The sequence below is a fragment of the Prevotella sp. oral taxon 306 str. F0472 genome (assembly GCF_000257925.1).
GTDB lineage: Bacteria > Bacteroidota > Bacteroidia > Bacteroidales > Bacteroidaceae > Prevotella > Prevotella vespertina.
On record NZ_AJIN01000061.1, the window covers coordinates 35610 to 60451 of the forward strand.

Annotated in this window: 21 protein-coding genes; 13 read left to right on the top strand and 8 right to left on the bottom strand. The window is 44.4% G+C overall.

Annotation, left to right across the window (positions count from 1 at the left end):
* From HMPREF9969_RS09425 to pfkA, 4 genes are all read right to left on the bottom strand, one after another.
* Positions 1–411: a hypothetical protein gene (locus HMPREF9969_RS09425; RefSeq protein WP_009435625.1), complete on the bottom strand. Its 411-nt coding sequence runs from the start codon at positions 409–411 to the stop codon at positions 1–3.
* Positions 412–443: 32 nt separating this feature from the next.
* Positions 444–683 carry an ATP synthase F1 subunit epsilon gene (gene atpC, locus HMPREF9969_RS09430; protein WP_004381651.1) on the bottom strand — a complete coding sequence of 80 codons (240 nt, stop codon included), beginning with the start codon at positions 681–683 and terminating at the stop codon, positions 444–446.
* A 40-nt stretch (positions 684–723) separates the two neighbouring features.
* Entirely contained in the window at positions 724–2247 is a 1524-nt protein-coding gene (gene atpD / locus HMPREF9969_RS09435) for a F0F1 ATP synthase subunit beta (RefSeq protein WP_009435631.1), read from the bottom strand.
* Between the two features lie 87 nt (positions 2248–2334).
* Positions 2335–3312, bottom strand: coding sequence for a 6-phosphofructokinase (pfkA, locus tag HMPREF9969_RS09440; protein ID WP_009435575.1), 978 nt, complete (start codon positions 3310–3312; stop codon positions 2335–2337).
* A gap of 409 nt (positions 3313–3721) precedes the next feature.
* On the opposite strand from pfkA, the gene HMPREF9969_RS09445 reads away from it, so the two are divergent.
* From HMPREF9969_RS09445 to HMPREF9969_RS09455, 3 genes are read left to right on the top strand one after another with little or no spacing between them, the layout of a single operon-like run.
* Complete coding sequence (locus HMPREF9969_RS09445; protein ID WP_036895623.1) at positions 3722–7264, top strand: DUF5112 domain-containing protein; 3543 nt, start codon at positions 3722–3724, stop codon at positions 7262–7264.
* Positions 7265–7309: 45 nt separating this feature from the next.
* Entirely contained in the window at positions 7310–8035 is a 726-nt protein-coding gene (locus HMPREF9969_RS09450) for a DUF5932 domain-containing protein (protein WP_009435573.1), read from the top strand.
* The gene (locus HMPREF9969_RS09455) at positions 8025–8645 is read left to right on the top strand and encodes an AbgT family transporter (protein WP_009435574.1); all 621 of its coding nucleotides are present in this window, start codon (positions 8025–8027) and stop codon (positions 8643–8645) included. Before HMPREF9969_RS09450 ends, HMPREF9969_RS09455 begins: the two co-directional genes overlap by 11 nt.
* On the opposite strand, the gene HMPREF9969_RS09460 is transcribed toward HMPREF9969_RS09455, so the two are convergent.
* Positions 8639–8932, bottom strand: coding sequence for a transcriptional regulator (locus HMPREF9969_RS09460; RefSeq protein ID WP_036895624.1), 294 nt, complete (start codon positions 8930–8932; stop codon positions 8639–8641). The genes HMPREF9969_RS09455 and HMPREF9969_RS09460 overlap by 7 nt on opposite strands.
* A gap of 14 nt (positions 8933–8946) precedes the next feature.
* Positions 8947–9495, bottom strand: a complete 549-nt coding sequence (locus HMPREF9969_RS09465) for a hypothetical protein (protein ID WP_009435586.1) — start codon at positions 9493–9495, stop codon at positions 8947–8949.
* Positions 9496–10261: 766 nt separating this feature from the next.
* Here HMPREF9969_RS09465 and ileS point away from each other — a divergent pair.
* The 10 genes from ileS to HMPREF9969_RS09510 all read left to right on the top strand — a co-directional run bounded on the left by ileS (position 10262) and on the right by HMPREF9969_RS09510 (position 21525).
* Positions 10262–13927 (top strand): isoleucine--tRNA ligase, encoded by a 3666-nt coding sequence (gene ileS, locus HMPREF9969_RS09470; protein ID WP_009435633.1) that lies wholly within the window; start codon positions 10262–10264, stop codon positions 13925–13927.
* Positions 13928–14073: 146 nt separating this feature from the next.
* Positions 14074–14457, top strand: coding sequence for a TraR/DksA family transcriptional regulator (locus HMPREF9969_RS09475; protein WP_009435621.1), 384 nt, complete (start codon positions 14074–14076; stop codon positions 14455–14457).
* The gene (locus HMPREF9969_RS09480; RefSeq protein WP_009435630.1) at positions 14457–15095 is read left to right on the top strand and encodes a lipoprotein signal peptidase; all 639 of its coding nucleotides are present in this window, start codon (positions 14457–14459) and stop codon (positions 15093–15095) included. Before HMPREF9969_RS09475 ends, HMPREF9969_RS09480 begins: the two co-directional genes overlap by 1 nt.
* 52 nt (positions 15096–15147) lie before the next feature.
* The gene (locus HMPREF9969_RS09485; RefSeq protein WP_009435606.1) at positions 15148–16095 is read left to right on the top strand and encodes a DUF4296 domain-containing protein; all 948 of its coding nucleotides are present in this window, start codon (positions 15148–15150) and stop codon (positions 16093–16095) included.
* A 10-nt stretch (positions 16096–16105) separates the two neighbouring features.
* Positions 16106–16312, top strand: a complete 207-nt coding sequence (locus tag HMPREF9969_RS09490) for a hypothetical protein (protein ID WP_009435583.1) — start codon at positions 16106–16108, stop codon at positions 16310–16312.
* 36 nt (positions 16313–16348) lie between these two features.
* Positions 16349–17986, top strand: coding sequence for a dipeptidase (locus HMPREF9969_RS09495; RefSeq protein WP_009435637.1), 1638 nt, complete (start codon positions 16349–16351; stop codon positions 17984–17986).
* Positions 17987–18754: 768 nt separating this feature from the next.
* Positions 18755–19066: a T9SS type A sorting domain-containing protein gene (locus HMPREF9969_RS09500; RefSeq protein ID WP_009435572.1), complete on the top strand. Its 312-nt coding sequence runs from the start codon at positions 18755–18757 to the stop codon at positions 19064–19066.
* A 48-nt stretch (positions 19067–19114) separates the two neighbouring features.
* A complete protein-coding gene (locus HMPREF9969_RS09505; protein ID WP_009435634.1) occupies positions 19115–19663 on the top strand; it encodes an RNA polymerase sigma factor in 549 nt (182 codons plus the stop codon).
* A gap of 92 nt (positions 19664–19755) precedes the next feature.
* The gene (locus HMPREF9969_RS13055; protein WP_009435602.1) at positions 19756–19929 is read left to right on the top strand and encodes a hypothetical protein; all 174 of its coding nucleotides are present in this window, start codon (positions 19756–19758) and stop codon (positions 19927–19929) included.
* Positions 19930–20007: 78 nt separating this feature from the next.
* Positions 20008–21525 carry a glycoside hydrolase family 10 protein gene (locus tag HMPREF9969_RS09510; RefSeq protein ID WP_009435594.1) on the top strand — a complete coding sequence of 506 codons (1518 nt, stop codon included), beginning with the start codon at positions 20008–20010 and terminating at the stop codon, positions 21523–21525.
* 129 nt (positions 21526–21654) lie between these two features.
* On the opposite strand, the gene HMPREF9969_RS09515 is transcribed toward HMPREF9969_RS09510, so the two are convergent.
* Positions 21655–23481 carry a MutS-related protein gene (locus HMPREF9969_RS09515; protein ID WP_009435605.1) on the bottom strand — a complete coding sequence of 609 codons (1827 nt, stop codon included), beginning with the start codon at positions 23479–23481 and terminating at the stop codon, positions 21655–21657.
* A gap of 28 nt (positions 23482–23509) precedes the next feature.
* Entirely contained in the window at positions 23510–24823 is a 1314-nt protein-coding gene (locus HMPREF9969_RS09520) for a hypothetical protein (protein WP_009435582.1), read from the bottom strand.
* Positions 24824–24842: the final 19 nt, after the last annotated feature.

Genomic DNA, 24842 nt, shown 5'->3' on the forward strand with positions numbered 1-24842 from the left:
TCAATTATTAGTTTTATTGTTCTTTTCTACTTTAGAAAAATAGATGGTATCAAATGCTAATAGCACCAGATAGAAAATCATAAAGATGACCGCAAAGCTCAGAATCATTACACGTTCCTTTACAATGATGGCATAAACCAAAATCGTAAGGAAGGCTAGTAACATACGCAAAGCCGAACCTGCAAGGTAAAACTTACCCAATACTGCTGGTGAACTAGTCGCTATTGCTTTCCAAGCTCCTCCATAAATTGAGGCTGTGATAAGGGAGAATAATGCACTTATTATTAGCATATTAAGATAGTAGGAATGTGCTGTCACCTGCGCAACAAGTAAACCCACAAGATATAACGCAAAGATAATCCACACGTTAATCTTGTAATATCTCTTATACACCTTATTATACTCCACCATTCTAAAAGCCCGTCTCTAAGGAACAATCCTCTTTATATCTCCACACAAAGACTCACCTCATTCTTCTTCACCTCGACGAAACCGCCAACGATTTGAAGCTCGTTCTTCGTGCCCTTCGTACTATAGACAACCTTGCCTTCTACCAATGTTGAGATAATAGGAGCATGATCGTTGAGAATCTCAAACTGCCCCACTGTACCCGGAACGAGCACACTATCGACTTCACCAGTATAAACAATTCTTTCGGGAGATACTATTTTAAGTGTCAGCATAGACAATCCTATTATTATTCTATTTCGGTATGGAAGCCCATTACTTCGTAGCTGCAAGGAGTTGCTTAGCCTTCTCCTTCACATCTTCTATCGTACCAACGTTCAAGAAAGCCTGCTCTGGAAGATCATCAACTTCACCATTCAAGATGGCATTGAAGCCCTTGATGGTTTCCTCAATAGGAACCATTACACCCTTGATACCCGTAAACTGCTCTGCAACAGTAAATGGTTGAGAGAGGAAACGCTGTACTCGACGAGCACGATTAACGACTAACTTATCGTCATCTGACAACTCATCCATACCAAGAATAGCAATGATATCCTGCAACTCATTGTACTTCTGTAGTAATTGCTTTACTCTCTGAGCACACTCATAATGCTCTTTTCCCACGATCAATGGGTCAAGAATACGAGAGGTACTGCCTAGTGGGTCTACAGCAGGGTATATACCCAACTCCGTAATCTTACGACTTAACTCTGTCGTAGCATCCAAGTGGGTAAAAGTTGTAGCTGGAGCAGGGTCCGTCAAGTCGTCTGCTGGCACATAAACAGCCTGTACAGAAGTAATAGAACCATGCTTTGTTGATGTAATACGCTCCTGCATTGCACCCATCTCACTCGCCAATGTAGGTTGATAACCCACTGCTGATGGCATACGACCGAGCAACGCTGAAACCTCAGAACCAGCCTGCGTGAAACGGAAGATATTATCAATAAAGAACATGATATCGGCTGCTTCGCCATTCTTACCACCATGATCGCGGAACTCCTCAGCAACTGTTAAACCAGAGAGTGCCACTGATGCACGTGCCCCAGGAGGCTCATTCATCTGACCATAGACAAGTGTTGCTTGTGACTTCTGCAACTCTTCGGGGTCAACTAACGATAGATCCCATTTGCCTTCCTCCATTGCTTTACGGAACTTATCGCCATATCGAATAACACCTGACTCCAACATATCACGAATCAAGTCGTTTCCTTCACGCGTACGCTCACCTACACCAGCAAAAACAGAGTATCCGTTATGCCCCTTAGCGATGTTATTAATCAGCTCCATGATAAGCACCGTCTTACCTACACCAGCACCACCAAAGAGTCCAATCTTACCACCTTTCATATAAGGCTCAAGTAGATCGATGACCTTAATACCTGTTTGAAGCATCTCCTTGTGCGTAGAGAGGTCCTCAAACTTTGGTGCTTCACGATGGATAGGATATGCACCTTCCATCTTCAAAGGCTCCATACCATCGATAGGCTGACCTATCACGTTCATCATTCTACCCTTAATCTGTTCTCCAGCAGGCATTACTATCGGACTACCAGTGGGTACAACCTCTAGTCCGCGTTGCAGTCCATCGGTATTATCCATGGCTACGCAACGTACAGTATCCTCTCCTATATGCTGCTGAACCTCGATAATCAAGTCCTGTCCAGTAGCTCTTTTAACACGGAGAGCATCGTAAATCTTAGGTAAAACCTGCTCTGGATTCTCTCCCTTAGTATCAAAGAATACATCGATAACAGGGCCGATGATCTGGGAGATACGCCCATTAATCTGTGACATAAAATATGTTTGTTTTTTATTATTATTTCTTCTCTCTATATATAATAAGGTGTAACACTCCTGCAGATGACCATTCGGAGCAATGGACTAAATACTTAGTTCGTCCAATACCTTAATGAGTTTGCGATCGAAAGGCTTATCCGAACGGATGGCTTCAGACAATGGAACATAAACAACCTCATTGTTTCTCACACCAACCATGATGTTTCGCTGACCTTGCATAATAGCCTCAACGGCACCAACTCCCGTACAGCTTGCCAAGATACGGTCACGTGCTGAAGGGCGACCACCGCGTTGCAAGTGTCCAAGGATGGACACTCTCACATCGTAATCAGGGAATTCTTTACGCACACGGTCGGCATAATACATGGCACCACACTTCGGGCTCTCTGATACAATGACGATACAACTTCTCTTAGACTTGCGTATTCCACGCTCCATAAAGCGTGCTAACTGGTCAACATCAGTTGAGTCTTCAGGAATGATAGCGGCCTCTGCCCCACTTGCAATAGCCGAGTTCTGTGCCAAGAAGCCTGCGTCACGCCCCATCACCTCCACGAAGAAGATTCGTTCATGGCTCTGCGCAGTATCACGAATGCGGTCTACACACTCCATGATTGTATTCATTGTCGTATCGTAACCAATGGTACTATCTGTTCCATAAAGGTCGTTGTCAATCGTTCCAGGCAATCCAATGCAACAGAAGTCATGCTCTTGTGCGAACTTCATAGCGCCTGTCAACGAACCATTACCACCTATTACAACAAGAGCATCAATGCCTTCAGCCACGAGATTGTCGTAAGCTGTCTGCCGACCTTCCACTGTTGCGAAGCCTTTTGAGCGTGCTGTCTTGAGAATCGTACCACCTTGTCCGATGATACCACTCACATTCTCTGTTGTAAAAGACCTTATATCGTTTGTTATCAAACCATCATATCCACGATAGACAGCCTTGATATTGAATCCATTATATATACCAGCTCTTGTCACCGCACGTATTGCAGCGTTCATTCCTGGCGCATCGCCTCCTGAAGTCAGAATACCTATTGTCTTTATTTTAGCCATCTCTTTGTGCTATAAACCATTTATTAAATCACGCACAAAGATAAGAAATAAATAAGAGAAACGCAACACTGATCACAAAAAGTTGTGGTTAAGTCTAAAAAAAATATTGCTTATGTCGATTATCAGACAGCCTTAACAGGTATCAACAAGAGGCTCTCTTGCTATGGAAGAGAGCCTTTCTTGCCATTGAAGGGAGGCTCTCTTCGATAGGAAGAAACGCCCTCTTACTACATCAGACGTTATCCCTTACTTGGCAACTCATCCACTCGTCAACTCGAAATAATCATAATTTTAAACGCTGGATGATGATTTTTGAATTAAATAAGAGCATTTGTAAGCTGTTTAAGAAAAGTTTCGTAAATTTGTCTCACAAATCATTTCGATTGATGGCGAATACTTTTTACAACAGATGAAGACGAAAAGAACAAAAGAGATCATCATGTCCTTGGCAGCAATCTGCCTACTTCTGTTCTTCTCGGCATGCGATGCTCCACATAGACAACAGGTGGATGACTATAATGACAAGGCTTATGCTGCACATTACAGGAATCTTGACTCGGTTAAAATCTATGCGAAGCAAGCCCTCGCCTTGTCGAATGGTTACAACACTGGTAAGGCTGAAGCGCTGAATAATCTTGCGTTTGTCTACCTCATGCAAATGCACTTTGATAAGGCATACGCTACCCTCAATGAGGTGATGGGCAGCACGGATGACCAGGTGGAACTGCTTGTTGCCGACATACAAATGATGCGTCTTTGCCAAAGGGAGTCGAACAATAAGGAGTATTATGACTATAACGAGGAAGCCAACAAACGCTTTTTACGTATCAATGAGGATAAGCGTCTCTTAACCGATAGACAGCGACGTCGGATGGTATATGCCCGTTCGGAATATGCCATAGTAAGCTCTACTTATTATTATTATGTCGGCTTGGAGCAACCCTCCGTGCGTGCTCTTTCTGCCATCAACCCCGATGGTGAGATTCAAACGGATATGCCTCAACTGCTCGCATACTTATATAATGTGGGCGCAGGAGGTATCTTTACAAAGGGTAAACAAGAGGAGATTAATCAAAAGGAGTTCGATTATCTCATTCGCTGTTACATGCTGGCTATCCATCATAACTACCCTTATTGGGAGGCAAACTCATTGCAGGCTCTAAGCGAACATTTGGTGAACGACAAGAGTAGAGAGGCGCTCATTCGTGATAATCTGCCCTCTTTTAAATACCTGAAAGTGGGTAACTTGCCCGATAGTCTTATCGCTGGTAACCTCGCCGAACGCTCTTTAAGTATCTTCCAAAAGTATGGTGACGTCTATCAAACAGCTGGTTCTTACCGTACACTGGCGTCTTGTTACTGGCAGATAAAGGACTATCGCTCTGCACTTATCTGCTTGCAGAATGCTTTGAAACAAAACCCTGCTATCAATCAAGCCCCTGACTTGGTGGCTTCTATTCGTGAACAACTAAGCGTGGTGTACTCTGCTATGGACAATAAACAGGCGAGTGACTACAACAGAAACATATATCTTGACTTGCAGGAACAGACCCGTCAGGACCGATACTACGAAGCACGTGCTGATCAACTGGACTCTACTTCACAGCAGTTGAACATCATGATCATTGCAATCGGTCTTATCATCATTGTCATCCTGTCGCTGTTAATCATCTTCCACTACCTCCGTAGGCGTGCTGATAACCAATCGGAGCTCAACAAACTGCTCTTGCCTTTGGAAGAGTGGAAGCACCATAACGTCGCTTATATGGCTCAGCTCGATGACGAATACACGGAGATTTCGGAGCAACTCACCATTAGTAACATTCATCTTATCGACAATAAGCGTCGCTACCTAGAGCAACGTGCGAAGGTATCATTGGTTAACAGCATCATGCCACTCATCAATCGAATGCTACATGAGATTAACAAGCTAAAGAGAGGAGGCGAGTCTGAGGCGGTGAGAAGCGAACGTTACACCTATATCAGGGAACTCACGGATATGATCAACGACCTTAATTCGACGCTGACAGAGTGGATTCAACTCCGACAAGGGCGACTATCGTTACACATTGAGAGCTTCCCTGTACAGCAGGTGTTCGACATTGTGAAGAAAGGACGTATGGCTTTCCAATTAAAGGGGGTACAGCTAAAGGTGGAGGATACAACTGCCATTGTTAAAGCCGATCGTATCTTAACGCTCTTCATGGTAAATACTCTTGCCGACAATGCCCGTAAGTTCACGCCTGCTGGGGGCAAGGTATGTATCAAAGCAGTAGAAGAAGCCGACTATGTGGAGCTTTCTGTGGAGGATACAGGATGTGGCATCAATGAGGAAACACAGCAACATCTATTCGACCGAAAGCCTATCCACGATCAAAAAGACAGCACTTCACATGGTTTCGGACTAATGAATTGCAATGGAATCATCAATAAATACCGCAAGATAAGTCAGATATTTACAGTCTGCCAGATAGGTGTTAAGAGCGAAGAAAACAAGGGTTCACGCTTCTTCTTCCGCTTACCTAAGGGTGTGAGTCGCGTTCTTTTGTTCCTACTCATCGCCTTTTCATCATTATGCACGGCACAGGCTCGCCCTCAAAGGGACAATGACAAGGCTGCAGCCATAGCCCGAAAAGACTACATGACACTAGCTGGTATCTATGCAGACTCGGCTTACTTCAGTAATATCAATGGTCAGTACGAGCAGACTCTACGCTTTGCTGACACCTGCCGATACTATATTAACCAGCAATATCATAAGTTGTATCCGCATGGAAAGCTCTTCATGCAACGCATAGGAAGCCTTTCAAATGTGGCAGCAGAGATTAAGTGGTTCCATGCTGACGTCCCCGTCGACTACAGGGTGATACTCGATATACGTAACGAGAGTGCTGTTGCTGCCCTAGCTCTGCATGAATGGGACCTATACAAATACAATAATAACGTTTACACACACCTCTTCAAGGAGCGATCAGCCGATAGTTCGCTGGGCGAGTATTGCCGAATGATGATGAAGTCAGAGACCAATAAGAACGTAGCTATCGCTCTCTTGGTGCTCTTACTATTGTCTATTCTCCCCGTATATTACGTGATGTATTATCGTCATAGGCTTACTTTCCAATTCTGCATAGAGCAAATTAAGCACATCAATGCCGTTCTCTTGAGTGATGTAAGCGTGGAGAAGAAGCTCAAAGAGGTTGATCGTGTCAATAGCGACCGCCTCCCAGAACGCCTACGAAACATTGTTCAGCAAATCAGGGAAGCCCTGGTAGCATCACAGGAAGCAAGCCAAAAGAGTAAAGCCGACATCGAGGCACTGGAAGACGAGGTGCATTGTGTGGAATACGAGAACGAGCGTTTGCATATTAGTAATAGTATTCTCGACAACTGCCTGTCTACTCTCAAGCACGAGACAATGTATTATCCCTCACGCATCCGACAGCTAGTTGAAACCGACACCGATAGTCAGTTAGAGGCTATTGATGAGTTAGCTGTGTATTACAAAGAGCTTTACAGTCTGTTAAGTCAGCAAGCCATGCACCAGGTGAGGGCTATCAAACTTATGGCAAAGAGCGTTGACATCGCCACACTCGTGCCTGAAAACAAGTTCAAACAGCCCTTGGCTCCTATCCCACCAGTGGCTGGTGACCCTGTAATGATAGCTTATCTATTCGATATACTCTACTCCGAAAATCAGAACCAGCCCCTCCGCATCACCGCAGAAGAGCACCAGAAGCAGTATGTCATACTGCATGTTCTACTCTCATCCATGCACCTCTCGGCAGAAGAATGCCGTGAGCTATTCTCGCCACAAGCACAGGGAATGATGTTCTTCAGCTGTCGGCAGATTGTAAGAGACAATGGTGAAGCAACCAACAGGCGTGGCTGTGGTATCATAGCAAAGCCTACGGAGGAAGGAACAGAGATACAGATTACATTAGCGAAAGCCTAAGAAATAAAATAAGAAACACCTAATTAAAAGATAAAAGGACATAAGATGGAGAATTTCAAAGTAATAATTGTGGAGGATGTACCACTCGAATTGAAAGGTACGGAAGGTATCTTCCGCAATGAAATACCCGAGGCTGAAATCATCGGAACGGCTGAAAACGAGGTAGCATACTGGAAGTTACTAAAGCAACAACTACCCGATCTAGTGCTACTAGACCTTGGCTTGGGTGGATCAACTACTGTTGGCGTAGAGATCTGTAGGCAGACTAAGGAGGTATATCCCAACGTTAAGGTGCTAATCTTTACTGGTGAGATACTCAATGAGAAGCTTTGGGTGGACGTGTTAGACGCTGGCACCGATGGTATCTGTCTAAAGAGTGGGGAGTTACTTACCCGTGGTGACGTATCGAGTGTGATGTCTGGTAAACGCTTAGTATTCAATCAGCCCATCCTAGAAAAGATTGTTTCGCGCTTCAAACAGAGCGTGAATAGCATGCTAATGCACCAAGAAGCGATGGTAGGATACGAGATTGACGAGTATGACGAACGCTTCCTTCGACACCTTGCACTCGGTTACACGAAGGAGCAAATAACCAATCTTCGAGGTATGCCATTCGGTGTGAAGAGTCTTGAGAAACGCCAAAACGAACTCGTACAGAAGCTCTTTCCTGAAGGAAATAAGGGTATGAGCGTCAATGCCACACGCCTTGTTGTGCGCGCATTAGAGCTTCGCATCATCGATATTGATAATCTCCGTGCTGATGAGGAATAAGTTAGGTTATGTTGTCATAGTGCTTTTCTTGGCACAGATAGCAGTCATCCTACTGTCATGGTTAATAACTGCTGCCAATCCAGACTGGGCTCTTCACTCTCTCTTGAGTAGTGAGGGTATACGCTGGTTCTTCGGTTCATTCGTTAATAACCAACTAACTCCTTGGCTCATTTACTTCATTGTGATGAGTATTGCTGGGGGTGCTTTCTTGCGCACAAAGTTCCTGAAAGCCTTACGACAAAGGTTCTCCAGAACGCCACAACAGCGTTCCTCCTTGGCTTATCGAGAGCGAATGGGACTGCGCATAGCCCTTGCAGAGTTCATAGTCTTTATAGTGGTAATGGTCTTACTGACGCTTGTTCCACACGCAATCTTACTGAGTGTGACAGGTCAACTCTACCCCAGTAGCTTCTCCGTGAGCCTCATCCCCGCTCTATCCTTCATCCTTCTTATCATGTCCATATCCTATGGTATAACGAGCGGAACCATCAACAGCGTTACTAGTATGCACGATATGCTCGTCTATGGACTCCTCCGTTCAGCCCGTTATGTCCCTATCTACATCTTTGCCATTCAGCTGTATATGTCCATCCGATACGTGTTTCAATAGGTGAGGAGGCGCAGAGATAGTGCCGATTCAATCTTTGAAAGAGTCTCAATAGATAAGTTCTCCTTCCCACGCAATATCTTTGAGACATATTGCTGAGTGCACCCCATGCGCTCAGCAAGGGCTTTTTGCGTAAGACTCAATTCATCCATTTTCTCTAACATCAGCATAGCTATATACTGAGAATGTCGTAGCCATGCCCTGTTCTCTACCCTATATTCAGCCTCTTCCCGCCATCTTGAAGGGGTGGAAGATTGGTATTTCTCTAATCTATTTGTAATCCTGCTCATATCTACCTCCTATATTACAACGTGTTGACATAATCGTCAAATGAATCATTATCAATAATCTTTTCTTCGAGAAGAAAGCGTCTTACCCGTTCTAACTTATGCAGTTCCAACTTCGTATGAGTCCTTTCCTCCATTGTGAAAGTTAGTTTTATTGCCCCACCCGTTATAACATATACCCCTTCGGAAAGCCTTATCGCATAAATACGTAACCATGAAGAATGGCGCTCCTTGCGTTTCGGTTTAGCCTTCTCTTTGCCTAATAGCATTTCTGAAGTGCGATAATTCTCCAATGGATGGAATATTCCTTCCAAGTTGGTATCATCCTTTAGCTCCAACATAAGGCATTGCAACTGCTCGTTATCATCGATGGTGTCTGTTATTGCTTGTCGAATATCAGTAACCTTAAAGTAGGCTATAAGGTCATTCCAATTAGCCTTAAAGAACTGATGAAGATACTCTACATCACTCCATTGAGCAAACAACTTGAATAGTTCATTATCGGTTTCCTCCTCATAACGAACTGCCCATAACTTACCATTATCTATAATCTTATCGAATGTCATACTCAGTAGTTTGTGCTACAAAGGTAAGTATTATCCTTCAGAAATACAACTTTTGAGTTGTATTTTTATTGCTTATCTCACATATAAGGAAAGCCTCTCCCCTAAACATCTACAGCCTCACCCCCTATCATCTACAGCCTCTCCCCCAGCCCCTCTCCGAATGGAGAGGGGAGTGAAGACCATTGTTTGCAAACAAAGGGGGCGTTTCTTCACATTGAAGAAAGGCTCTCTTGGATAGGAAGAAAGGCTCTTCTCCATTTGAGAAGGGCGTTTCCTTCTTTTTGTCCCTTCGTTATTACGATTCGTGATACTATGTTCCTATGTCTAAAGAATATGTCTTTAAAACAATATGTCGTTGTGTCATTATGTCTTAAACATCCGTTACCAAGCACATTGATACTATGTTGCTATGCTTAAGAAATATGTCATTAAAACAATATGTCGTTGTGTCATTATGTCTTAAACATCTGGTACTAAGCACATTGATACTATGTTACTATGTCTTTAAAAGTATGGCATTAAAACAATATGTCACTATGGCATTATGTCTAAAAAACCTGTTGCTCTGTCTTAATAATATGTCATTAAAATAACATGTCGTTGTGGCATTCTGTCTAACTCATTATGCCCTCGAACCCTGAACATTGTATTTTGAATCCCCTCTAAGCCTCTCCACCATAGCAACCTGTCAGTAAAATTTGGTAGTATCAGTTGTTATTTGTATCTTTGCACGTATTTAGAATATAAGCAAAATAACATCGATAATATGGCAAAGAGATTCGCCGAACACAAGGGACTTGACCTTGTTCAGACAAACCAAGACATGTTGAAGGAGTGGGAGAAGCATGACATCTTCCACAAGAGTATTGACGAACGAGAGGGAGAACCGCAGTTTATCTTCTTTGAAGGGCCTCCTTCGGCTAACGGACATCCGGGTATTCACCATGTTCTAGCACGTTCCATCAAGGATACCTTCAACCGATATAAGACGATGCAAGGCTATCAGGTGCACCGTAAAGCAGGCTGGGATACGCATGGACTACCCGTCGAATTGGGTGTTGAAAAGGAGCTTGGTATCACCAAAAAGGACATCGATAACCATAACTCGGAACGATATATTTCCACTGAAGACTATAATCATAAGTGTCGTGAGAACGTAATGAAGTTCACTGCAGAGTGGCAACAAGTTACGGAAGAGATGGGCTACTTTGTTGACATGGAACACCCTTACATCACTTATGACAACAAATATATTGAAACCTTATGGTGGCTCTTGAAGCAGCTTTATAATAAAGGGTTACTCTATAAGGGTTATACTATCCAACCTTATTCTCCAGGTGCTGGTACGGGCTTATCAAGCCATGAGTTGAATCAACCAGGATGTTATCGTGATGTCAAGGACACAACGGTTACAGCGCAATTCGCTATCCCTGAAGAGGATTGGAAGGCATTGGCTGAGAAGGCAAAATTGCCTCAGTCGACTTGGGGTAAGCCTTGTTTTGTTGCATGGACAACCACTCCTTGGACCTTACCATCTAATGTTGCGCTGTGCGTCGGACCGAAGATTGAATATGTTATCATCGAGACTTACAACCCTTACGATGCGCAGAAAGTAACCTTGGTAATGGCTGCCAGCCGTGTAGCTGCCTATCTGAAACCAGAAGGCGAGGTAACTGATGGAGGCGAATTACCTGCTTTCGAGCGTGGCGACAAGTATGTTCCTTATCGTGTCATAGGGCGTGTGATGGGTACAGAATTGGAGGGTTTGCATTACAAACAGCTCATGCCTTGGGTGAAACCAGTGGAGAAGACAGGCGAATTTGCACCTCAATTCGTGAACGACTATGCGACGGCTCACCCAGAGAAGGTATTTATGGGCGAGGAAGGACGCGACGAGTTCGTTGAGATGGAGAGCGAGGCTTTCCGCATTATCCTCGGTGATTACGTTACGACGGAGGATGGTACTGGTATCGTGCATATCGCTCCTACCTTCGGTGCTGACGATGCTAAGGTGGCAAAGGATGCGAATATTCCTGCGCTATATCTTATCTCGAAGAAGGGCGAAACACGCCCTATGGTCGACCTCCAAGGTAAGTATTATACCCTTGATGAGCTTGATCAGAACTTCGTAAAAGCGTGTATCAATAAGGAAGCATACGCCCATCATGCAGGCGATTACGTAAAGAATTCATACGACCCACGCTTTAATCCAAATGGAGTATGGGACAAGAAAGCTTCTGAAAAGGCTGAAGATCTGAACATCATCATCTGTATGGAGATGAAGCAGGAAGGCTCTGCTTTCAATATCCAAAAGCATGTTCACAACTATCCACACTGCTGGCGTACAGACAAGCCAATCCTTTATTACCCACTAGATAGCTGGTTTATTAAGGATACGGCACGCAAGGCTCGCATGGTGGAACTCAATAAGACGATACACTGGCAACCGGCATCTACGGGTACAGGAAGGTTCGGTAACTGGCTTGAGAACTTGAATGACTGGAACCTAAGTAGGTCTCGTTTCTGGGGTACACCATTACCTATCTGGCGTGATGACAACCGTGGTGAGAAGTGCATTGGGTCGGTAGAAGAACTCTACAATGAGATAGAGAAGGCAGTTGCAGCAGGTGTCATGGAGAAGAATCCACTGAAGGAAGCAGGCTTCGTAGTGGGTGATTATAGCAAAGAGAACTATGATAAGATCGATCTCCATCGCCCTTATGTGGATGACATCGTACTTGTTAACGACGAGGGTAAGCCTATGCACCGTGAGAGCGACTTGATTGATGTATGGTTTGATAGCGGTTCTATGCCATACGCGCAGCTGCATTATCCATTCGAAGGAGAGATTAATTCCGATGGTCTCAAGGCTACGGGTATGAGCGAGGAGGCTTATCGTGATGCCTTGGTACACTCTACCTACGAGGGAATAGCTGTACCTCCTGCATTCTTCCCAGCCGACTTCATCAATGAAGGAGTTGACCAAACGCGTGGTTGGTTCTTCACTCTTCATGCCATAGCAACCATGGTCTTCGACTCAGTTGCATTTAAGAATGTAATCTCAACAGGGCTTGTCTTGGATGCAAAGGGTAATAAGATGAGTAAGCATGTAGGCAATGTTACCGACCCATTTGAGATGCTTCATAAGTACGGAGCAGACCCTGTTCGCTTCTACATGATGACCAATAGCGAGCCTTGGGATAACCTGAAATTCGATCCAGAGGGCGTTGATGAATGTAGACGCAAGTTCTTCGGCACCTTATATAATACGTATAGCTTCTTCGCTCTATACGCTAACGTCGATGGTTACGAGCCAACAAGCTGCAAGGCAATTAAGGCTGACGCACCAGAGATTGACCGCTGGATTATCTCTAAGCTGAACTCTTTGATTAAAGGTGTTACAGCCGAGTTAGAGGGCTTCGACCCAACACGTGCAGGTCGACTCATCGACTCCTTCGTTAATAACGACCTCAGTAACTGGTACGTCCGACTGAATCGTAAACGCTTCTGGGGCAAAGAGATGAGTGCAGACAAGCAGAGTGCGTATGACACCTTATATACTTGCTTGATGACAGTAGCACGTCTCTTGGCTCCGTTCGCACCATTCTATGCAGATCAACTGTATAGAGATTTAGGTGGAGCCTGCGAGAGTATTCACTTGGATCGTTGGCCTGTTGCAAACGAGGCAGTCATTGATACTGACCTAGAAGCACGTATGGACATGGCGCAACGCATTACTTCTATGGTCTTGGCATTGCGTCGTAAGGTCAATATAAAGGTTCGCCAACCATTAGCACAGATAATGGTTCCAGCCATAGACAGCACTCAGAAGAAGCATATAGAGGCTGTTGCCGACCTTATTAAGCATGAGGTGAATGTGAAGGAACTCTCTTTTGTTGAGGGACAAGGCATCTTGGTAAAGAAAGTAAAGTGCAACTTCCGTGTCATGGGCAAGAAGTTTGGTAAGCTGATGAAGCTCGTTGCAGCACGTATGGATGCACTCTCTCAAGATGAGATAGCTGCTTTGGAGACTACTGGTGAGTTCAACTTCGAGTTGGAGGGACAGCCTATTAAGGTCGAAGCAGCCGATGTTGACATCATATCAGAGGACATCCCGGGCTGGTTAGTGAGCAATGAAGGCAACCTAACAGTGGCACTTGAGGTGGAACTAACCGATGAGTTGCGCCGCGAGGGAATGGCTCGTGAGTTGATCAACCGCATCCAGAACCTCCGTAAAGAGACTGGTCTCGAGATCACCGACCGCATATCTGTTATCATCGAACCTAATGAGGAAGCTGCGAAAGCAGTAGAGTCTTTTGGTGAGTTGATAAAGACACAGGTATTAGCGAACGCCATCTCACTGGCTGAAAACGCTGGTACTGAGGTTGAATTCGACGACTTTAAACTTCATATAGACATCCAAAAAGACTAAAGAACATAGTGGGGCGTATCCTTGTGAACGCTCGAAAGCCTGACAGGATGGGTGTATCAACCATGCACCCATCCTCCATCAGGAGTCCAAAACCCACTTTGCTATATCTCAGATAATGTTTAATAACCTAATTCACTTTATTCCTTATGGAAACTAAAAAGCGTTATACCGATGAGGAACTCGAGGAGTTTCGCACGATAGTAAACAACAAATTAGCCATAGCTAAGTCTGATTACGAAGAGACCATGAAGATTCTTACAAACAAGAACACCAATGATGTCAATGACACATCACCCACCTATAAGGCATTAGAGGAGGGTAGTTCGAGTCAAACAAAGGAGGAACTCGTACAGATGGCACAGCGTCAACAGAAGTTCATAAAGGGTCTTCAAGCTGCACTCATGCGTATTGACAATAAGACCTATGGCATAGATCGTATCACTGGAGAGCTTATTCCGAAGGAACGTCTGCGTGTCGTCCCTCATGCAACACTAAGTGTAGCATCAAAGGAAGCTAATAAACAACATTAATGAATAGTAATAAGAAAAAGGGCTTGACGGCTGCTTCTTTGATCGTGTTATTGCTTATCATCGATCAAGCCATTAAGTTAGCTGTCAAGCTAAACATGACCTTGGGGGAGTCAATTCATATATTTGATTGGTTCCAGATAGAGTTTGTTGAGAACAATGGTATGGCATGGGGAATGGAGCTCGGAAGCAAGTTGTTCCTCAGTTTCTTCCGTATCTTCGCAGTCGCCGGATTGATATGGTACGTTCGAGGTCGTATCAAGAAGGGTGCGAGAATGGCGTATATTGTCGTGTTATCGATGATATGCGCAGGTGCAGCTGGTAATATCTTCGACTCGTTGATATATGGTCAGATATTCACAGCCTCTACACCTTATTATATAGAGGGAGCCGTTCCTTCGACCCTTACCACATGGGGAGAAGGCTACGCACCAATGCTTATGGGCAAGGTAGTTGATATGTTTTATTTCCCCCTCTTTACCGGTACCTTCCCTGATTGGATGCCCTTATGTGGTGGACAATCATTCGTCTTCTTCTCCCCTGTCTTCAACTTTGCTGATGCCTGCATAAGCGTGGGTGTCATCACCATTCTATTGTTTTTTAGAAAGGACTTCAACGGTTGGGTACCAGAGAAGAGATAGGAGTTAGGAATGTTGAATGAGGAGTTTTGAGAGGATCAAAAGCCTAATGAGAATGAGAGATAGATATATAACTCACTTGCTTACAGCCCTTTGTGGATTACTACTCACAACCTTTTTTGTGGGTTGTAAACCATCTATTCCATCCGAATACATACAGCCGTCGAAAATGGAAGATATACTATATGACTATCACCTAGCGATGGCAATGGCAAATAATAGTAATACTTCTGCAACACAGCAAAAGGCTTATAAGCTGGCAGTTATGAAGAAGTACGATGTGACGGAGGCGCAGTTTGATAACTCCCTAAAGTACTATATACGTCACACCGAGGAACTTCATGACATGTATGTAGACATCTCCAAGCGCCTTGAAGACCAAGCTCGTGCAGAGGGCGCATCGGAGTCTGAGCTATCACAATACGGCACTATCACCTCCAAAGGTGACACTACTGATATATGGAAAGGCGCTCGCTCGCTCATTCTCTCCCCTTACGCACCTGTTAACAAAGAAACTTTTGAGATCAAAGCAGATACCGCCTTCCACAAAGGCGACCGCTTAATGCTCAATTTCGATTCGCAGTTTATCATACAAGATGGTATGCGCGACGCTGTAGTTGTTATGGCGGTCACCTTCACCAACGATAGTATTACAACGCAATACACGCACATCTCCTCTGATTCTCATCAAACGCTTATGGTGGATGGAGGCGACTCTTTACGGATAAAAAACATCCGTGGCTACTTCATGATGCTAAAGGGTCAAGAGCCAACTACCACCTTTAAGATGTTAATTCTTAATAACATTCAACTCGTCCGAATGCACGTTCGCAAGCAAGAGAACGTCAATCCTGGTGATTCAACGAATACTTCTGACCCGATAAGAACGATCGGTGGAACACCAGTAAACCCCAGTTCGGCACCTGCACAGGGTGACCGTCCCCCTCGAACACCCACTGATGCTATGCGTGAAAGGGGCTTACCCGTAAAGAGGACACGATAAACTTGAACAGATGCGACGCATAGCAGCGAACTTCATCCACACTCCCAACGAGACAATAGAGCAAGCTATCGTTGTCATCGAGGCTGGAGTTGTCACGGAGATATACCCCTTCACACACGAAGAGGCTATGACTGAATGGATGAGCGGAACGATTGATGTGCGCAAAGACAGCGATGGGATTCTCCGTGCCTATCGACAGAACAGCCCTATAGAATAACCTTTGAACAGATTAAAAACATAAAAACTACAGCTTATGAAGAAGTCATTTGCAACGCTCGCAATGCTTTTTATGATGTCATACACCTATGCGTGTACGAACTTCATAGCCACTAAGGGCGCAACAAAGGACGGTTCCGTCCTCGTTACTTACAATGCTGATGATTACGGCTTGTTTACTAACTTATGCCATTATCCGGCTGGTTCTCATGCTAAAGATGCGCGTCGTGAGATCATTGATTACGACACACACGAGAGCCACGGGTACATTCCTGAGGCGCAAGTAACCTACAATGTCATCGGAAACATCAATGAGTACCAGGTCAGCATAGGTGAGACTACCTACGGCGGACGCGAAGAGATGGTGGATAAAAACGGCATTATCGATTACGGGTCACTGATGTATCTGGGCTTACAACGCAGTAAGACGGCAAGAGAAGCTATCAAGGTGATGACGACACTGGCTGAGACTTACGGCTATAACTCCGAGGGTGAGACCTTCACAATAGCTGATCCTAACGAAGTGTGGTTGCTTGAGATGCAAGGATGTGGCGGTGATAAGAAGCAGAAAGTGGTATGGGTTGCAGTGCGCATACCTGATGGCATGATTTCAGCTCACGCCAACCAGAGTCGCATTGGGCAATTTTCTACTTATCCAACAGAGGTCATCACGTCTAAAAACTGCATTAGTTTCGCACGTTCAAAAGGCTGGTTCACTGGCAAAGATAAGGACTTTAACTGGAAAATGGTGTATGCAAAGCCTAACTTCGGAGGGCGTCGTTGGTGCGATGCACGCGTTTGGAGCTACTTTAATCACTTCAAAGATATGTCGCACTGGTTGCCTTGGGCACTCGGAAAAGACGCCAATGCTGAAGATATGCCACTATGGATTGCACCCGACAAGAAGCTCGATGTAGCAATGATGGAGGCTTGTATGCGTGACCACTATGAGGGTACTCCACTCGCATTAGACAATGACGTCGCTCAAGGGAATTGGGATTGTCCTTATCGCCCTACCCCACTTCAATACGAAGTTGATGGTAAGAAGTATTTCAACGAGCGTCCAACTTCTACCCAGCAGACGGGTTTCTCTTACGTAGCACAGCTCCGTTCATGGTTGCCAAGAGAGCTTGGTGGAATCCTATGGTTCGGTAACGACGATGGCAATATGATAGCTTATGTACCTATCTATTGTAGTAATACAGAGCGTGCAGAGTGCTTCAATACACCTGGCGCAGACGCTGTTACCTTCTCAGATAAGAATGCTTTCTGGGTTTGCAACTGGGTAAGTAACATGGTTTACCCACGTTATTCGCAGCTCTTCCCATCGTTGAAAGCAGTGCGCGATTCGCTTGAGAACGCTTATTTCGCAGCCCAACCAGAGGTGGAAGCAAAGGCTCTTAGCCTGTACAAGACGGATAAGTCGGCCGCAGTGAAGTATCTTAACGACTACTCCATACAGAAGAGTAACGAGATGCTTGCACGTTGGAAGCAGCTTGCCATCTACCTGATTGTGAAGTACAACGATATGGCTGTGAAGCCAGAAAAGGATGGTAAGTTCCTCAAAACACCAACGGGTCTTGGTGAGCGTGTGGCTCGTCCAGGTTATAGTGACTATATGAAGCATGAGATCGTCAAGCAGACTGGCGATAAATATGCTGTACCAACAAAGTAAGGAAACAGCCCCTGAGACCCCACCCAACCTCCCCCAAGGGGAAAGAAGAAGCCTCTCCCCCGCCCCCTCTCCGAATGGAGAGGGGAGTGAAAACCATTGTTTGCAAATAAAGGGGGCGTTTCTTTGATGCAAGGAAAGGCTCTCTTGAATAGGACGAAACGCCCTTCTCAAATGGAGAAGGGCGTTTCCTTCTTTTTACTCTTTCGTTATTACGATTCGTGTTACTATGTTACTATGTCTTAAGAATATGTCATTCAAAAGTATGTCACTATGTTCTTCTGTCTTAAACATCCGTTACCAAGCACATTGATACTATGTTTCTATGTCTAAGAAATATGTCATTCAAAAAATATGTCACTATGTCATTTTGTCTTAAAAATCCGTTACCAAGCACTTTGATACTATGTTCCTCTGTCTAAGAAATATGTCATTCAAAAATATGTCACTATGTCATTCTGTCTTAAACACCTGTTACCAAGCACATTGATACTATGTTCCTCTGTCTAAGAAATATGTCATTCAAAAAATATGTCACTATGTCATTCTGTCTTAAAAATCCGTTACCAAGCACTTTGATACTATGTTTCTATGTCTAAGAAATATGTCATTCAAACAATATGTACTTATGTCATTTTGTCTAAAAAACTATGTTCCTCTGTCTTTCCCCCACGTTAATAATCATTAAAGATACCATCACAAAGGCAATAATCCAAGCCAATGTAAGCTGAAAATTACTATCTTTGTAGCTAATAACAAAAGCAATCGTCTATGGTAAAAAAGATATTTACTCCTTTTATTCTCACCTTAATACTCCTCATGGGTGCTGTTACTTCGGCACGTGCCGAGGCTCCAGTGGAGTTAATCGAACAGGAACTTCCATCCATTACCATCACCGTTACAAATAATGTCTTACGTGTTGTTGGTGCCGAAGATGAGGTACTCTCGATTTATAACGTTACAGGGGTAAAGGTGATGAATGTGCGTGTTGACGGTAGTGACAAGCACTATACTTTGAGCTTCCCAAGGGGTTGTTACATTGTGAAAGTGGGTAAAGTTGTCCGGAAAATATCTATCCGTTAAGGGCTAGACATCCCCCAATTCTGGTACAGCAAAAGCTTTTTGAGTAACGTGTCTCCCCTTGATAATTCGGAAGAAGTTCGCCAGTTAGCGAGCTCGGAAGAGCGACAGAAAGCATTCCTAGATATTGTAAACCAATATAGTGAACCGCTATATTGGAAGATTCGAAGTATTGTTATCACGCATGATGATGCCGATGACGTGCTACAAAACACGTTTCTAAAGGCATGGAAAGGACTTGACAAATTTCAAGGCAAGTCCCAGTTGTCTACATGGCTATATCGTATTGCTATCAATGAAGCTCTTGAGAGTCTACGTCGGAAACGCTCGACAGTTGTCACGGGAGGCGAAGACACCCTACACCTAGCCGACAGCTTGCTGGCAGATGAGTATTTCGATGGTGACAGAGGGCAAGCCCTTTTGCAAGAAGCCATTGCCACCTTGCCCGATGTACAGCGCTTGGTGTTCACCTTACGCTACTTTGATGAGATGAAATATAGCGATATGAGCGAACTTCTTGGTACGAGTGTCGGAGCGTTGAAAGCCTCTTATCACATTGCAGTAGAGAAGGTTACGACGTATATGAAGCAACACGAATAATGTTGCAAAGTCTTCTGAACAAAAAAGGAGAGCCTTATGTTTAAACCAATCTACCTATTTGAAGTCTAAGAGAGTAGTAACAATAACTCTCTATGGAACAAGAAATTCATATCAATTCAAGCAATGGGAAGGCACGTCCCTTCCGTGTTCCCGACAATTATTTCACCTCTTTTCCGCATCGACTAGTGGATAGGCTGTTAGCAGAGGAGGCTGTAGCTAGCTGGGACGAGTATTACAGAACAATGGTAGAAAAGGCTCAGCTGTGATACGCATGATAGATTAATTATAAAAGAAAAGACCAATCAAAACAAATAAAAAAGCATAACAAAGAGAAAGATAAACACATGAGACAAATTCGTGAAGGCATGAAGATTCTGTCATTGATAGTACTATTCTTGACCATTACTATGACCAGTTTTGCTAAGAGTCAACCAGCAAAGCGCGAGTTTCGTGGGGCTTGGATCCAGTGTGTCAATGGGCAGTTTCAGGGTATCGGGACGCAACAGATGCAGCAAACCCTGCGTTATCAGTTGGACGAACTACAAAAGGATGGGGTTAACGCCATCATCTTTCAGGTGCGAGCAGAGTGCGACGCCCTCTATCCAAGCAAGTTAGAACCATGGAGCAAGTTCCTCACTGGACAGCAAGGACAGGCTCCTTCACCTTATTGGGATCCGTTGCAATGGATGATAGATGAGTGCCATAAGCGAGGAATGGAGCTGCACGCATGGATCAATCCCTATCGTGCTAAGACAAAGAACACCAACCAGTTGGCTAATAGTCACATCGCTGTGCAACATCCCGAACGTGTTTTCTCATACGATGGGTTGTACATCTTGAACCCAGCCTTGCGTGAGAATCGTGAGTATATATGCCAGGTTGTTGACGACATCGTGTCTCGTTACGATGTAGATGGGCTTCATATCGATGACTACTTCTATCCTTATCCTGTTGCAGGACAGCCTATCCCTGATCAAAGGAACTTCCAACAGGACCCGAGAGGATTCTCAAATATCAACGACTGGAGGCGTGATAACGTTGATGTCTTCATCAAGGAACTAGGCGAAAGGATACATGCTGTTAAGCCATGGGTGAAGTTTGGCGTGTCACCCTTTGGTATTTACCGCAATCAAAAGGCTGACCCTCGTAACGGAAGTAGGACAAATGGACTTCAAAACTACGATGACCTCTATGCCGATGTACTAAAGTGGGTGAACAACGGATGGGTTGATTATTGTGTACCACAGCTCTATTGGGAGATTGGCAATCGTGCTGCTGACTACAAGGAATTGATTGGTTGGTGGAATCGCAACGCTGGGAAACGCCCATTATACATAGGTGAAGATGTGCTGCGAACCGTCAAATTCGCAGATCCACAGAACCCTTCTATCCATCAGTTAGCGGCTAAACGCCGCTTACACCAGCAGTCGGCAAATGTCAACGGAACAGTACTCTGGTATGCAAAGGCAGCTGTTGACAACCCTGGGAACTATGGAACTCTCTTGCGAACAGACTACTGGCGCTATCCAGCCTTGCAACCCTTAATGCCTTTCATAGACTCTGATGCACCGAAACATCCCAAGCGGTTGAAGGCACAATGGGAACGCGATGGCTATTACCTCACGTGGAAAGCACCGAAGGGAAAGGGCTGGAAGGATGAAGCACATCAATATGTTGTTTACCAGTTCACGCCTGATGAGCCTATAAACACCAATGACCCATCGAAGATTATAGCCATGCCTTATGAGAACAAGGTGCGTTTGAATTATAAAGATGGCAATCAGAAATATGTCTATGTGGTCACTGCTCTAGACAGAATGAGCAATGAGAGCACAGGAAAAAAGAAGAAGGTGAAGTTGTAAGAACTTCACCTTCTTTATTATATCATCGTCAGTTCTGACAAAGGAACAGGTTTTAAAAGACGGAGTAAGATAGGAATAACACGTGTCGTAACAGCTATTTAGCCAGAACAATGCCATGCTCTCTTGCCTTTATGACCTATTCGCTCCTTCTTTATCCAGTATTCCCTGCAACAGAAACGTTGCGTTCTGATTGCGTGCCACACCCTTGCTTATCTTATAAGAATAGGTGATTTGCTCCCCTAACTCAATCTCGAAGCAATAGTTATGGAAGCGTTTTGGCTCCTCATCTTCCATCTTTGACAACTCTAAGTCATGTGTGGCAATCACGCCCGTGACGTTTCGTGAGGCGATGTGTTGTAGGAATAGACGTGAACCATTTAGCTTATCCAAGGAGTTAGTGCCCTTTAGTATCTCGTCAAGTATGATGAGGTTCGGTGTAGACTCACGTAGAGAGCCTAACAGCTGATCGAGTCGTAAGAGCTCAGCATTGAAGTAGGAGATGCCATGAGTGAGGTCATCTGTGGTGCGCATACTCGTGAATAAGTGGAAGACGGAGACCTTTAGTTGCTTGGCAAACACGGGTAATCCGTTCATTGCCAACAGATAATTCACACCCAACGAACGCAGGAACGTACTCTTACCTGCCATGTTCGCACCTGTTACTATATAATATTCACGATCTTGAATGTCGAAGTCGTTTGCCACAGCATGCTCTCCTAAGAAAGGATGATAGAGTGCTTTTGCATTAAAGACAACCTGATTCTCTGCCACAACCTCAGCCTGCACCGCCTTGTTCTCATTGAGTTTGTAATTGCCCATAGATACCAGTGTATCGAAGAGATTCAGCGTTTCTATCCATTCATCTGTGCGCTCTTCATACGTTCGTTGCCACTGTTGAAAGAGTCGGACAATGGTTATATCAATCAAAGCAAAGCAATTAAAGATAAATATACCAATCTCATTACTGCGGTTATCTATCTTCTGTAAGATGAGTGCTAACCGCTCTAAAGACTCTTCCGCACCTGCTAATCGCCCTTTCAATGCCTGCAATTCTGATGCTTGAAAGTTGGTTTGATTGATGAGTCGCAGCACTTGTAAATAGCCATCAACCGCTGTTTGCACCTTTGCTATCAGTTCGGATATAACACGGATGTGCTTATGCGAACACAAGAAAGATAACAGGAAGTTGAAGATACCCCACCATATTGGCAACAAGGAGGGCACAATGTCCATGAATGAAAGTACGATACTGGCATAGAAACCCAGCAAGTTTGCAGAACAGAAAAGGCGGAAAAGAGGATGAGAGAAGTATTTGGGTAGCTGCTTTTGATGCACATCTGTCAGTGCCATCAGCACATCCTTCGTTTGAATCTGCCCCTTTACACCAAACGACTTGAACCGAGTTAGGAACGCTTCTGCCTGTCCTAATTCTTGAATGGATGCCATTCTCTGATGAATCTGACCCACCTGTTCCTTCTGGTCTATACCTCCCCACTCCTTTGAAAGGCATTCTGCCAACTGGTCACTGCCCCCTGTTGAGATGGTGCGGTTGATACGTTGGAACAGAGAACCAGCTCCGAACACATCTAAATCGTATGTGTATGGATGCTGCGGATTGACATATTGCGTGCCAGCATTGAGCTTACTGAAGTCGCCATGATGGTAGTTTATCTCATTCTCATAGGTCATCACCATTGCTTCTCCCTCCTTGATACGGCGGTCGTTACGCACATCTAACTTGCGAATGTATAGATATAAGAAGAGAGCTAACAGCCCACAAGCTAATGTCCAGGCTGCATTAGCAAGCAAAGTATAGAGTACTACGAAGCCAATAGCAAGTAAGAAAGAGCTTACTTCAGCCAGTATGAAAGCTCGACTACGGTTGCGAAGCCTTGAGAGAAGGCTGTTCTCTTCTTCAACTTTCCGTTGATAATGAGCTGTTAGATCCTTATTCATGTTGAGAAATATACTATATTGAAAGCGTTTATTGCGTTATAACCTCTTTACGAACACGTCCATCACTATACTTCACAATGTTGATTCCCTTTTGTGGAGCCGTGATTTGCCGACCATCCAATGTATAACGTGCGGTCTCAACAGCGGTTTCCTTTCTATCAGCAACAGATGAGATAGCAGTTGTTTGAGCGTCAGCAATACTGCACTTAGCCGCATTCTCTATTTTACCTGTTTGTGTGTTTATCAGCAAGACACATACCTTCAACCTTGTTTTGTCTTGTAGAACTCTTATCTTCGAGACATCCTTGAAGATGTAAGAGTGGCTCTGCGTTTGGTCGGCTTTGATAGGAGCTTCAATGAGACTATCCACTGGCTCTTTCACACCTGCAGCCGCAATGGCAACAAAGTTGTTCTTTAGATTACGGATTTCACTTGGTGAATCGATGAACACATCGAACTCTTTTGTAACTCCACGATCGCTCTCGCTACCCGCATAAGCATTGTTTTGAACCCATTGGGGACGTGACATTCCATCCTCAGTCAGCACATAGGCAAAGCCATAAGGGGCTTTTTCACGATTCAAACGGAACGTTACTGCAGGCGTAACCGTGATGTTGTTCTTCGCTTTATCCCATTCGGCAGATACTTCAAGATCCATATCTGCACCTGCATCTTGCTCTGCTTTGAACTCATCAACAGCCTTGACATACCCTAACTTACGGCTTCTATTCATATAAAGAGAGGGACGGCGAGAGTCTTCCCTGGCTTTTGCATAATAGTCCCAACAGGTTAATGGATCATCAGCATGCACCGCTATACCTACGAAGTCATCGCCAAAAGTATGCGACAAGTTCTCCATGAGGGCAATACCAGATGGACAATATCGGCACCACATTGCCGTGTATTCTTCTACAACAACTTTCCTCTTTGCCACCTTAGTAACCGTTACTCTCGGTATTCGAGCCTCACTGATAGTAGCACCATTGCGCCCTCCATTCACCTTCGTAATCGTGAAGATCAGTTCATCTTCACCCAATTCTGTGTATGGCGGAACAGCTACTTCAATCACAGCATCATCATTATGTCCCAGTGTTTGGGGTAATGTGTAATGCTTTGACTCTAGCTCTTTTCCATTGAAAGAAAGCGTATAGTCAATGTCTTGAATGCGAGTTCTACCAATGTTGGAAACCACTATCTTACCTTTTACACTCGGTTCCGTAAGTGGCACATACACCTTTTGTCCAGCAGCAGGGATAAGTATATGCTCTTGTGCATGGGCGTTTCCTGCATAAGAGAGAATGGCAAGCAGGGTAATAAATTGTATGTAAATTCTACGTAACATATCAGGTTGTCAATGATTA

Bases quoted from the DNA above. Each gene is read 5' to 3' on its own strand.
- HMPREF9969_RS09450 (WP_009435573.1), top strand. From the start codon at position 7,310: ATGGAGAATTTCAAAGTAATAATTGTGGAGGATGTACCACTCGAATTG.
- atpD (WP_009435631.1), bottom strand. From the start codon at position 2,247: ATGTCACAGATTAATGGGCGTATCTCCCAGATCATCGGCCCTGTTATC.
- HMPREF9969_RS09500 (WP_009435572.1), top strand. From the start codon at position 18,755: ATGGTAAAAAAGATATTTACTCCTTTTATTCTCACCTTAATACTCCTC.
- HMPREF9969_RS09480 (WP_009435630.1), top strand. From the start codon at position 14,457: ATGAATAGTAATAAGAAAAAGGGCTTGACGGCTGCTTCTTTGATCGTG.
- HMPREF9969_RS09425 (WP_009435625.1), bottom strand. From the start codon at position 411: ATGGTGGAGTATAATAAGGTGTATAAGAGATATTACAAGATTAACGTG.
- HMPREF9969_RS09495 (WP_009435637.1), top strand. From the start codon at position 16,349: ATGAAGAAGTCATTTGCAACGCTCGCAATGCTTTTTATGATGTCATAC.
- HMPREF9969_RS09455 (WP_009435574.1), top strand. From the start codon at position 8,025: ATGAGGAATAAGTTAGGTTATGTTGTCATAGTGCTTTTCTTGGCACAG.
- HMPREF9969_RS13055 (WP_009435602.1), top strand. From the start codon at position 19,756: ATGGAACAAGAAATTCATATCAATTCAAGCAATGGGAAGGCACGTCCC.
- atpC (WP_004381651.1), bottom strand. From the start codon at position 683: ATGCTGACACTTAAAATAGTATCTCCCGAAAGAATTGTTTATACTGGT.
- HMPREF9969_RS09465 (WP_009435586.1), bottom strand. From the start codon at position 9,495: ATGACATTCGATAAGATTATAGATAATGGTAAGTTATGGGCAGTTCGT.
- HMPREF9969_RS09520 (WP_009435582.1), bottom strand. From the start codon at position 24,823: ATGTTACGTAGAATTTACATACAATTTATTACCCTGCTTGCCATTCTC.
- HMPREF9969_RS09475 (WP_009435621.1), top strand. From the start codon at position 14,074: ATGGAAACTAAAAAGCGTTATACCGATGAGGAACTCGAGGAGTTTCGC.
- ileS (WP_009435633.1), top strand. From the start codon at position 10,262: ATGGCAAAGAGATTCGCCGAACACAAGGGACTTGACCTTGTTCAGACA.
- HMPREF9969_RS09515 (WP_009435605.1), bottom strand. From the start codon at position 23,481: ATGAATAAGGATCTAACAGCTCATTATCAACGGAAAGTTGAAGAAGAG.
- HMPREF9969_RS09445 (WP_036895623.1), top strand. From the start codon at position 3,722: ATGAAGACGAAAAGAACAAAAGAGATCATCATGTCCTTGGCAGCAATC.
- HMPREF9969_RS09485 (WP_009435606.1), top strand. From the start codon at position 15,148: ATGAGAGATAGATATATAACTCACTTGCTTACAGCCCTTTGTGGATTA.
- HMPREF9969_RS09510 (WP_009435594.1), top strand. From the start codon at position 20,008: ATGAGACAAATTCGTGAAGGCATGAAGATTCTGTCATTGATAGTACTA.
- HMPREF9969_RS09460 (WP_036895624.1), bottom strand. From the start codon at position 8,932: ATGAGCAGGATTACAAATAGATTAGAGAAATACCAATCTTCCACCCCT.
- HMPREF9969_RS09490 (WP_009435583.1), top strand. From the start codon at position 16,106: ATGCGACGCATAGCAGCGAACTTCATCCACACTCCCAACGAGACAATA.
- pfkA (WP_009435575.1), bottom strand. From the start codon at position 3,312: ATGGCTAAAATAAAGACAATAGGTATTCTGACTTCAGGAGGCGATGCG.